General features: G+C 51.6%; 10 protein-coding genes and 1 pseudogene. 7 read left to right on the forward strand and 4 right to left on the reverse strand.

Going from position 1 to position 10,757, the window contains the following annotated elements; genetic code table 11:
• The 7 genes and pseudogenes from ACQY8X_RS19770 to ACQY8X_RS19800 form a co-directional block, all read left to right on the forward strand.
• Positions 1-242: pseudogene (locus ACQY8X_RS19770) on the forward strand (anthranilate 1,2-dioxygenase large subunit); the annotation flags it as partial.
• Positions 242-745, forward strand: coding sequence for an anthranilate 1,2-dioxygenase small subunit (gene antB / locus ACQY8X_RS19775; protein ID WP_428036856.1), 504 nt, complete (start codon positions 242-244; stop codon positions 743-745). The pseudogene ACQY8X_RS19770 and the gene antB, both read left to right, overlap by 1 nt.
• Before the next feature lie 134 nt (positions 746-879).
• Positions 880-1,899: an anthranilate 1,2-dioxygenase electron transfer component AntC gene (antC, locus tag ACQY8X_RS19780; RefSeq protein ID WP_428036857.1), complete on the forward strand. Its 1,020-nt coding sequence runs from the start codon at positions 880-882 to the stop codon at positions 1,897-1,899.
• Positions 1,900-2,200: 301 nt separating this feature from the next.
• Entirely contained in the window at positions 2,201-2,782 is a 582-nt protein-coding gene (locus tag ACQY8X_RS19785) for an aminodeoxychorismate/anthranilate synthase component II (RefSeq protein ID WP_428036858.1), read from the forward strand.
• A 10-nt stretch (positions 2,783-2,792) separates the two neighbouring features.
• Positions 2,793-3,827 carry an anthranilate phosphoribosyltransferase gene (gene trpD / locus ACQY8X_RS19790; RefSeq protein ID WP_428036859.1) on the forward strand — a complete coding sequence of 345 codons (1,035 nt, stop codon included), beginning with the start codon at positions 2,793-2,795 and terminating at the stop codon, positions 3,825-3,827.
• Positions 3,828-3,833: 6 nt separating this feature from the next.
• Complete coding sequence (trpC, locus tag ACQY8X_RS19795; protein ID WP_428036860.1) at positions 3,834-4,646, forward strand: indole-3-glycerol phosphate synthase TrpC; 813 nt, start codon at positions 3,834-3,836, stop codon at positions 4,644-4,646.
• Between the two features lie 27 nt (positions 4,647-4,673).
• A complete protein-coding gene (locus ACQY8X_RS19800) occupies positions 4,674-5,081 on the forward strand; it encodes an OsmC family protein (RefSeq protein ID WP_428036861.1) in 408 nt (135 codons plus the stop codon).
• 154 nt (positions 5,082-5,235) lie between these two features.
• Here the strand turns inward: ACQY8X_RS19800 and ACQY8X_RS19805 are convergent, their stop codons facing one another.
• The 4 genes from ACQY8X_RS19805 to ACQY8X_RS19820 all read right to left on the reverse strand — a co-directional run.
• Positions 5,236-6,642, reverse strand: a complete 1,407-nt coding sequence (locus tag ACQY8X_RS19805) for a hypothetical protein (protein WP_428036862.1) — start codon at positions 6,640-6,642, stop codon at positions 5,236-5,238.
• 29 nt (positions 6,643-6,671) lie between these two features.
• Entirely contained in the window at positions 6,672-7,520 is an 849-nt protein-coding gene (locus ACQY8X_RS19810) for a hypothetical protein (RefSeq protein WP_428036863.1), read from the reverse strand.
• Positions 7,513-9,045, reverse strand: a complete 1,533-nt coding sequence (locus ACQY8X_RS19815; protein WP_428036864.1) for a hypothetical protein — start codon at positions 9,043-9,045, stop codon at positions 7,513-7,515. Before ACQY8X_RS19815 ends, ACQY8X_RS19810 begins: the two co-directional genes overlap by 8 nt.
• On the reverse strand, positions 9,042-10,757 hold a 1,716-nt coding region (locus tag ACQY8X_RS19820; RefSeq protein ID WP_428036865.1), incomplete at its 5' end, for a hypothetical protein. The genes ACQY8X_RS19815 and ACQY8X_RS19820, both read right to left, overlap by 4 nt.

The raw sequence follows: 10,757 nt of genomic DNA on the forward strand, positions 1-10,757 counted from the left end.
TGGAGTTCCGCGAAGCTCAGAAAGGCTTTGAAGCACGTCTGGAACGCTGGAATGACATCTCCCGTGGCTGCGATAAGTGGACCCGCGAGGCCACTGCGAACACCAAAGCGCTGGGGATTAATCCGGCTATCACCGGCACTGAGTTTACCCATGAAGGGCTCTACGTTAATCAGCACTCTACCTGGCAGCGTTACCTGCTGCAGGGGCTGGATCTTAAGCTGCAGCAACAGGAGGCAAAGTGATGACTAATGTAACGCAACACGAGGCTTTGCAGAGTATTGAACAGTTTCTGTACCAGCAGTCTGAATATTGTGATCGCCAGCAGTGGGATGAATATCTGGCAACATTCGATGAAAATGCCGAATTTCATATCCCTCAATGGGACTCCGAGCATGTGCATACCACGGACCCTAAGCGTGAGATGTCACTGATCTACTATGCCACCCGGGCCGGTCTTGAAGACCGGGTGTTCCGCATCCGCACCGGTAAGTCGGCGGCCTGTACGCCGATGCCAAGAACGTTGCATCTGCTGAGTAATGTTCAGGGCGAGAAGCAAGCCGATGGCAACTGGGAAGTGAAGGTCAACTGGGTGACGCATTTTTACCGTTTTGGTGAATCTGAAGCCTTCTTTGGCCGGGCAGAGTATACCCTGCGGCCAGACAGCGACAGCTGGAAAGTGCTCCGTAAACAAACGATTTTACTAAACGATAAGATTCGTCACGTGCTTGATTTTTATCACGTCTGATCGCGAGTCAGTCCGGTTATAAGATCGTCAGATCATAATGCAGAGCCCTCTTTTATCCCCTTCGGGGGCTCTGCAGCGGTCTGTCGTGCGTCAACTCCGGCCTTTGATCTGGTGACGAGTTTGTGAGGTGTTATATGAATAAAGTGGCTTTGAATTTCAGTGATGGCCGCACCCGGTTTATCGGTGTTAATAGTGGAGAAACCGTGCTTGATGCGGCGCTGCGCCAGGGTATTACGATTCCGGTGGATTGCCGTGAGGGAGTCTGTGCTACCTGTAAAGGGCACTGCAGCTCGGGCGACTATCAGCTTGAATATGTTGATGAGGATGCCCTGAGTGCCGCCGAGCTTAGGCAGGGCGGTGTTCTCACCTGCCAGATGCGGGTGGCATCCGATTGCGCGATAGCGTTTGATTTTGAGTCAACGCTCTGTAGCAGTAGTGGCCCGGAAGAGCTGGAAGCGGTGATTACCAACGTTGATCTGCTGTCTGAGTCGGCCGCAGTCGTCTACATCGATGCTCAGTCGCTGGGTGATCAGCTGGATTTCTTGCCGGGGCAGTATGCTCATGTGAATGTTCCCGGCACTGACGAGTGGCGCTCATACTCCTTCGCCTGTGCACCGAATGAGACCAACCAGCTGCAGTTTCTGATCCGGCTTCTGCCGCAAGGGGTGATGAGTGATTATCTGCGTGACCGGGCAAAACCGGGTGACCGGATGAAACTTAAGGCACCACTGGGAGCGTTCTATCTGCATCAGATCAAGCGCCCGCTGATCTTTGTCGCCGGAGGAACCGGGCTGGCCGCGTTTCTCGGAATGCTTGATCAGATGGTTGAGAGCCCCGAACATTGCGATCAGCCAATCACGCTGTTTTATGGTGTCACTCAGATGACCGATCTGTGTGAGATCGAACGACTGCAGCGGTATGCAGAAAGGTTACCCGGTTTCACTTGCCATAGCATCGTCATGAAAGAAAACGAAGTCTGGCAGGGGCCGGTTGGAGTGGTTACCGATCTGTTTGAGGATAGTCATTTCAACGACGGCGAGGTTGATCTCTACCTGTGTGGGCCACCGCCGATGGTAGACGCCGTAAAGGGCTGGCTGGATCAACGGGATATGGCCAATAGCACCATCCATTATGAGAAATTTTCCGCCAGTTAGTCCGCATTAAAAAGCACCTTGCATTTCCTCTCAACGGCTGTCACTTACAATACCCGGATATCATAGCGATCGATATCCGGGTATTTCCCCTCAGGCTGTAAGTTATCTATTCCTCTCTCATCCCTTTTGGTGACGCTTTTCATCGCTCATCAGTGTTATCCAGAATTAGCTTGCTGTACTATAATCGGCTGTTCTTCGAGGCCATCTGCTGCTCAGTTTCGATTTCTTAGGTTTATAAACCGGGTAACCTGAATAAGGCTCGATATTATTAATTATATAAATCAATAGGTTAAATATTGATATGTTGCTAATGATCGACAACTACGACTCGTTTACCTATAACGTCGTGCAATATCTGGGTGAGCTGGGCGCTGATGTTCAGGTGTATCGTAATGATGAAATTACTATTGAGCAGATCGAAGCCCTCAACCCCTCTCAACTGGTGATCTCTCCCGGCCCCTGTACCCCAAATGAAGCGGGTATCTCGGTGGCGGCGATTAATCACTTTGCCGGTAAACTGCCAATCTTTGGTATCTGTCTCGGTCATCAGAGTATGGGCCAGGCGTTTGGTGGGGATGTTGTGCGCGCCCGTCAGGTGATGCACGGTAAAGTTTCACCGGTATATCACAACAATACAGGGGTATTTGAAGGACTGGAAAATCCGGTCTCTGTTACCCGTTATCACTCACTGGTGATCGATAAAAATACCCTGCCTGATTGCCTGGAAATTACCGCCTGGACTCAGAATGAGAATGGCAGCGTGGATGAGATCATGGGTGTACGGCATAAAGAGCTGGATATTGAGGGGGTGCAGTTCCACCCGGAATCAATCCTCACCCAGCAGGGCCATGATCTGCTGCAAAACTTTTTGAATCGAGCATAAGGACGACACAATGGATATCAAAGAAGCGCTGGCGCGGGTAGTTGATCATATTGATCTGAGCCGTGACGAAATGGTTGAAGTGATGCGTCAGGTGATGACAGGCGAGTGCACTGAATCCCAGATCGCTGGTTTTCTGGTGGCGCTGCGAATGAAGAGTGAATCGATCGACGAGATTACCGGCGCCGCTCAGGTGATGCGGGAACTGGCAACGCCGGTAAACGCCACCGTTGCGCCGTTGGTTGATATTGTCGGTACTGGCGGCGATGGTGCTAACCTGTTTAACGTTTCATCTGCCAGTGCTTTTGTTGCTGCGGCTTGTGGTGTTCATGTGGCCAAACATGGTAACCGGGGCGTCTCTTCCAGCAGTGGTAGTGCGGATCTGTTAGAGCAAGCGGGGATCAACCTGGATCTGGGCGCAGATGCTGTAGCCCGCTGTATCGATGAGGTTGGTGTCGGCTTTATGTTTGCGCCGGGTTTTCATGGCGCGATGAAACATGCCATCGGCGCGCGTCGTGCACTGGGCACCCGTACTCTGTTTAATATTCTCGGCCCGATGACCAACCCTGCCGGGGCACAACGTCTGGTGATCGGTGTGTTTACCAAAAAACTGTGTCGGCCGATGGCTGAGGTGATGCAGCAGCTGGGCGGTGAACACATCATGGTAGTACATGCGGATGATGGCCTGGATGAGATCAGCCTGGCAACCCATACCTATGTGGCTGAGCTGAAAGACGGTGAGATTACCGAATACCGCTTGTCGCCTGAAGACCTGGGCGTTGAAAGCCAGAGTCTGATTGGACTGATAATTGATAGTCCGGCCCAGTCACTGGAGCTGATTAAGAAGGCATTCTCCGGCGCTGAAGAGGTTGCTGCTAAAAAGGCGGCATCGATGGTGGCGTTGAATGCTGGCGCGGCGATCTACCTCAGCGGTCAGGTTTCCAGCCATAAAGAGGGTGTGGCAAAAGCCCTGGAAGCGATCCACTCGGGCGCGGCACTGAAAAAAATGCAACAGCTGGCGGAGTTTAGCCAGTCGCTGAAGGACTGAACAACGATGACTGATACCCCCACCGTGCTGAAAAAAATTATTGCACGTAAGTATGAAGAGGTTGCTGAACGTCAGCCGGTAAAGAGTATTGCTGACCTGAAAGCACAGATCGCTGATCAGCAGGGCAGTGCAACCGACCCCCGTGGTTTTGTCGCGAATATGGCAAAAGCACTGGCGCAAGGCCGCTCTGCTATCATTGCGGAGGTGAAGAAGGCCAGCCCCTCCAAAGGCGTGATTCGTGACCCCTTTGTGCCTGCGGATATTGCCCGTTCCTATGAAGCGGGTGGTGCCAGCTGTCTGTCTGTACTCACCGATGCGGATTTTTTTCAGGGCAGCGAAGCGTTCCTGATGGAGGCACGCGCAGCCTGTTCTCTGCCGGTTATCCGTAAGGATTTTATTGTTGACCCTTATCAGATCTATGAAGCCCGGGCGATCGGTGCTGACTGCATTCTGCTGATTGTGGCCGCACTGGATGATGCTCAGCTGGCCGACCTCAATGCGCTGGCGCTGGAGCTGGGGATGGATGTGCTGATTGAGGTGCATAACCTGGCTGAACTGGAACGCTCTCTGCCGCTGGGTAATACGCTGGTGGGGATCAATAACCGCAATCTGCACACCTTTGAAGTGTCACTTGATCATACTTTTGAACTGCTGGATAGCGTGCCTGAGGATCGTATTGTTGTTACCGAAAGCGGCATTCTCTGCCGTGACGATGTTATCGCCATGCGTGAGCATAGGGTTGACAGCTTCCTCGTGGGGGAAGCCTTTATGCGGGCTGCAGACCCAGGTCAGAAGCTGGCTGAACTGTTCGCCAAATAATAATGATTGAAAGAAGATACTGAGACTATGCAAGCAAAAGTAAAATGGGATGGCGATGTCCGTTTCAAGGGAACCACCGGTTCTGGTTTTGATATCACTATTGATGGTGAGCTGAAGCAGGGGCCACGGCCGATGGAGCTGATGCTGCTGGGCCTGGGTGGCTGCACCTCCTATGATGTGATCGGTATTCTGAAAAAGACCCGTCAGGATGTGGTGGACTGTGTGGCGGAGATCGATGCTGAACGTGCCGATGCGGTACCTGCGGTGTTTACCAAAATCCATGTAAAATTCATTGTTTCGGGCCGCGGCCTGAACGAGAAGAAGGTTGAGCGTGCGGTAAAACTGTCGGCTGAACAGTACTGCTCAGCCTCCCTGATGCTGGAAAAGGGCGGCGTAGAGATTAGCCACAGCTTTGAGATTGTTGAGGTGGAATAAACATCGTTGTTAGAACGTCGCTGCGCGACTGGCTAGACGGAAAACTGCGTTTTCCTTGCTAGAAACAACAGACATAAAAACCGCCTAAAGAGGCGGTTTTTATGTTTCAGGGGGCTTGTTTAGCCCTGTGTTAACCCGGATGTTGCGGGTTTTTTTAGTGATAACCGAACATCAATAGCTGAATGACATAACCGACGCCCTCGGCTGTTTCTTTGGTGTCTGACCAGCCGCGTTTTGCCTGACGGAAGAAATCGCTGACAGAGTTCGATCGGTATCCATGCGCTTTTAAAAGAGCGATCATCTCTTTATTCCGGTGTTCCCGGGCATAGCCCAACGCCCCCAGTTTGTCCTGCTCATCTGTAAAGTCACGGTACTCTGGCAGCTTGAATGCTTCAAACATCGCCTTCATAACCGACGTATTGTTGTATTTAGCGGTTAGCCAGATTAAACGGCTGATATCATTGTTGTTGTAGTCTGTTCGGGGCAGTGAGTCGAATAGTGCTCCCAGCATCGCGCCGTCCTGATATTGGATCGCTAATGCCATATAAAACATCATGCAGTCGTCATTGCAGCTGTTAAGGCCTGACGCCAGATCCCGTATCAGTGTATATGTTGTCCGGCGCTGCTCTAGATCGTAAACAGTGAGATCATGAACAATAGCGGCTGCCAGACTATCCTGGTAAATGTTCAGCTCGCGGTAGTCATCGGTATAGTGGAAGATATCCAGGCCTGTATCGCGTAACTGCTGAATCTCTTTCATTGTGCCGGACTTACTGTAGTTGAAGTTCGTGCTGAGAAAGAGAAATGTGTAGGGGTTGCCCTGATAGTTCCGCAACAGAATCGGTTGGTAGCGCTCGATCTGACGAAAACGTCTGGTCGCAATAAGAATGTCTAATAGCTGGGATATTTTATACTGGCTGTTTTCAAACGGCGAAACATACTGGCGGCTACTGTTGACCTTAAAAAAGGCTGGCATCAGCGGCGGGTTGTCCCAGATCAGAAAATCGTCCTGGGTCAGGTTGTCCTCGCCCGCTAACAGGGCGAACAAAAAATAGCTTTTGTCATCCAGCCTTTGTTTTAACTCAGCGTTGTAGTGTTGGTAGATATAATCCAGCTGCGTGGCAGCATCGCGGTTTAAATACATATCCAGGAGTGAGAATTCAGGGCCTTGATCGATAGACCAGTTGCCATCGTTGTAAGTGATTTTTCGCGGCTGGTCTAACAGTGACATGCCATGGACAGACTTAGTTGCCGTAAAGAACGCTTCAAGAGCCTGAATATCCAGTGTTTGCCACGAGGCTGTCATTACGATATCGGCAAAAGCTGTGGCCGCATCAGTCATCTCACGGGTGTTGGTGTCCACTCTGTATCCCGGGTCGTCGCACCGGGAGATTTCGAAGCTGTTCTGCTTTTGTGCTATGCGCATCTGTTCCAGTCGGGTTACCGGGTAGTGCTCACAGGCTATGACAAGGTCGGAACCCGCAGCATACAGCGTCGCAGATGCAGGCCAGAGTACGGCCAACAACAGTGGTGTGATGATAAACAATCCTTGTCGTTTCATGTTGGATGAATGCCTCAGTGGATGATTAGCTACTCTGCCGCTCTTGATTCACGGTTGACATAAAGCTTAAGCATCGCCTCACTATGCTGAATGCCATTGAGAATTTCGCCGGGCAGTTGGGTGCTGAACTCCACTTTAGCGTAGGTGAGCCTGGCGCTGACAGGCTTTCTGCCACTGATCTCTATATGGCGGTTATGTGCTTTCATTAATGGCTTCAGCAGATCGATACTCCCTTTCGGTTTAATCGGCCAGGGGGTAAGGCTGCCGGAATACAACTCATCTGCGGCGAGTGTCGACTCGGCAACGCTGATCTGATCAAGCGGCTGAATGCCCTCCCAGCTGACAGTCAGGGACTGATCTTTGAGTAATCTGTCTGGCCAATGGATACCCTGCAGGTTTACACTGGGTGGATGGTCGAAGTGCGCCAGACTAACCGGTGGGCGTCCTGGTAAGACCAGACTGACATCAATGCCCTCTTCGTTTATTGGAATATCATCGCCGGTATAATAGGTTTTCTGGCCGTACCATGCCCGGGATTGATCCCAGCGCGACAAGCGCACACCGTTGACGAGCAGATAGGCCTGTTGCAGCAGAATAAATGCGCCTCCCTCGGTTAAGAGTTCCACGGAGATATCTTCTATGATCTGCGGATTGTCCAGATTGTCGCGAACGGTGATAGACATGCTCAAACTATCGGGGTCGAAAGGCTGAGTTTCGTCAAACAGTGTTAGCGTGTTGTCTGTCTTTTCCCGGTTGTTGGTGTTGTCTGTTGGTTCACTGCAGCCACAGAGGGTTGCGCAGAGGAATATGACCATCAGCAGTGTTAATGGCGTTACTGTCTGTTGTCGTTGGCATTTGCGTTGACATGGGCTACTCACTCTTTCCCCCAGCCTGATCATCAGGGCCCGGTTGTCCGGAAATCTCGCTGGTGGTTGCAAATTCACCCTGGTGCAGCTGGTATCCGGGAAGATCTTTATCCCATTGCAGGTATACCAATGATGAATCTGTCAGCAGGCAGCGATCTTCACAGAATGGTTCTGTTTGTTTATCCCGCAGCAGAAGGTTGAAGTCATGATCAAGCAGATAATATTGCTGTTGTTCGTTGTTTTTTATCCGCTCTATCAGGATCAGACTATCAGGGGCGTTGCTGCCGGTGAAAGCGTGCTGTTGGCTCTCCTGTTCCGGGTCGATCAGATTGATCAGTTCGCCTTTGTTGGTGAGCACCGCATTGAAGGGTGTTCCCTGCTCGCTAATACGCCTGCGCATATCACGGAGTAAATCGTTGTAAACGCCCCGTAATAACGGGTTGTCAACCATGCGTTGATAAGCGGGTGTGAGTTCCAGACCGGGAGTGGTCGGCATGGTCACACTTTGCAGATAGTTGAGCTGGATCTCGGCGATGTGGCTCTTTTCCCTACCATAGAAGCCCAGGAGTATCAGGTTTTTATCGGCGTCCCGGTAAAACGCGTTGATATAATAGTCTGTATAAGACTCAAGGTCGGGGCTTAGCCGGGTCTGCTGTATGGGTTCGCCGGATTTGTGGATGATGAAAACAGAGTCACCCCCACTCAGAATAAAGGCGTCATCGTACTCTTTCGCCAGGCTGAGGGCTTTGTAAATCAGATCAATACCCGGGGACTTTGCCAGAAGGATCTGGCGTTGTTTGCTGCCTTCCCGATCAAGAAAATAAGCGTACTGTCGAAACGTCATGTAGTCCTTACCCGGGGGTATTTCTCTCCGAACCACTCCCGCCATGACCTGCCCGTCGGTTGTTATCATGAGTGAATTAATCAGCTCATTGTGAAACTCCTGGCGACGTAAAATCTGCCCTTCAGCTGAGATGAAAAACAGGAAAGAGGAGAAGCTGCTTTCCTCATCAATTATTAACGGGCTCATCGCCAGCAGAATCTGGCCATCAGGCAGGCGAACCATGGGGCCCGAAGACACCAGATCGTTATCAAAGCGGTTAACCCACAACAGTGAGCCATCGGCCGCCAGATGGTACAGGCTGACAGCGATTTTACGTGGGGTGCTGGTGGAAAACAGGTCCATCTCGGTTGAGCCATGACTGGACGGGCTGCTGAGCAGGTCGTCGATCGCACCGCGATCAAAATGGACTTCGATATCGTCCGAATGCAGGGTGGTGCCGGCAATGTAATAACCGGAATCATCGGCAATTATTGCGCTAACGTGATTAATGTTCTGTAGCGGATGCTGCCAACCCGGCACATATTTCCGGCTGTTGCGTGATGGCAATGTATCCAGCTCCAGGCTGGGATAGGCCTGGAGTCCGTCCAGCGGGTGCATACGCAGATGATGCATCAGGTTATCAGGAATGGTGTTGCTTGCCCAAAGGCAGGGGGCGAGCAGGATCATGGCGGTAAGGGTAAGCGTGCGCATCATGGTTTCCAATCGAAATATATCTGACAGCTGTCGGCATCAATCCGGGCAAGTACGGCGTTACTGTTGGCCGAACTGTCAGCATCCTTTATATAGGCAGCGACCAGTCCGTCCTTCCAGGGGGCGGCGGCTGCAATTATGTCTCCGGCCTCACCGATTAAGCTGGCGCTGAAGCTGGCTTCATCTGGCGAGAGACAGAAGAGCACCGGTTGATTGATCTTGTCGTACTGGCTGTTACCGTAGCGTTGTTCCTGTCTGCCGAGACCGATGATGCGGCCTTGTGGTGTTTGCAATAGCCGATCCAGTCCTGGAATACTTTTCAGCTGACTGATGAGACTGCCATCCTGAAGGGATAGTTTGGCAAGGGTCTCTTCGCTGTCAATGGTGTAGAACAGATGATGAGTGGGGTCGGTTAACAGGCCGTGCATGGCATCCATATCGTCATAGATCCGGCTCCAGATCTGTTCTCCCTGTGGCGATAGCAAGGCGGCAAAGGTGCGGAAAAAATCGTTGTACTGGTTGAGGTGCCCTGTGACCAGCAGTGTGCCGTCCGGCAGTTGCTGCATCGCATTGATTGTCGACCGGACATAGCCAAAATCGAGTTGATAATGACCCAGCAGATCGCCATTGCTATCCAGCACTTCATAGGCGGCATCCATCCTGTGAGTACCGTAGGCATAGAGTTTGCCCTCCGCGCCGGATAGCAGACCCTCTGTGTGATCCAGCAGAATGGTATCGCCTTTGGCAAATGGCTGAGCTTCTTTGAACAGGAGTTGATGGGTGCCTGACACAAAGTCCTGCTCTCCATTGCGTGCTACCAGCCAGCCTGGCTTATCCTCTGTTTCATGGCGGACATTGGTGGTCGATAACGTCTGCTGACCGGTGCCAGGGATTGTGCGGATCAGTGCCAGCATGTTATCGGCCTCGCCCAGAATAGTGCAGCCAGCGGTATCGCAGGACATGCTGTCAACGGTGGTGCTGAAGGGAGATTGGTCCAGGTCCAGGTAGTGGAAGGTTTTGATCTCGAAGTTATCTGAACGTTTTTGAATCACGACCTGTTCAGGGCCCGCAAGGATTATATACGCATGACTGTCGCTGACCGCATAGTCGATCGGTGGCAGATCTCCGCTGCCAATTAACGCGGTATTTGACATCTCGCCATCGGTGCTCAGGATCGATGCAAGATAACGTGAAACTATGCGGGGTGGTTCGGATGAGGAGAGATATATTTCCGGGCGGAAGAGAATCATCGTCCGGTCAGGATAGTAGTCCTGTTTTTGTAGGTCGTAAGTGAAAAAACGGTGGAAGGTTTTTTTGCCGACGGTTGCAACAGGCACCGCGGGAACAAAAGCCTCAGGACGAGTGGCGATATTGCCCACCGGGGTGAGTGAATTATCGTATGCAACGGTTGTTCGGCTGGTGGTCAATGCATAGCCTTCGGAATGGATCACCAGTGATTCGAATACACCCAGAATATCGGTTTGCTGCAGTGGCTCTCCATGCTCACTGAATAGCGTTAGCCGGGTCTTCTGTCGACCATCAAGAAAACGATTTTGCGCTAAGAGCAGTTTACCGTTGTTGAAGTACAGCCCTGCGGGGTTATCGAGAATATTAAAAAATCGTCCCTGATCTAATGTCTGCTCCCAGAGAATGGTGCCGGTGGTGTCTTGCCGGGACAGCTGGTAGCGTTTTTCTGTGTTCGAATACAACAGAAC

The organism is Amphritea sp. (assembly GCF_050300915.1).
Taxonomy (GTDB): Bacteria; Pseudomonadota; Gammaproteobacteria; order Pseudomonadales; family Balneatricaceae; genus Amphritea.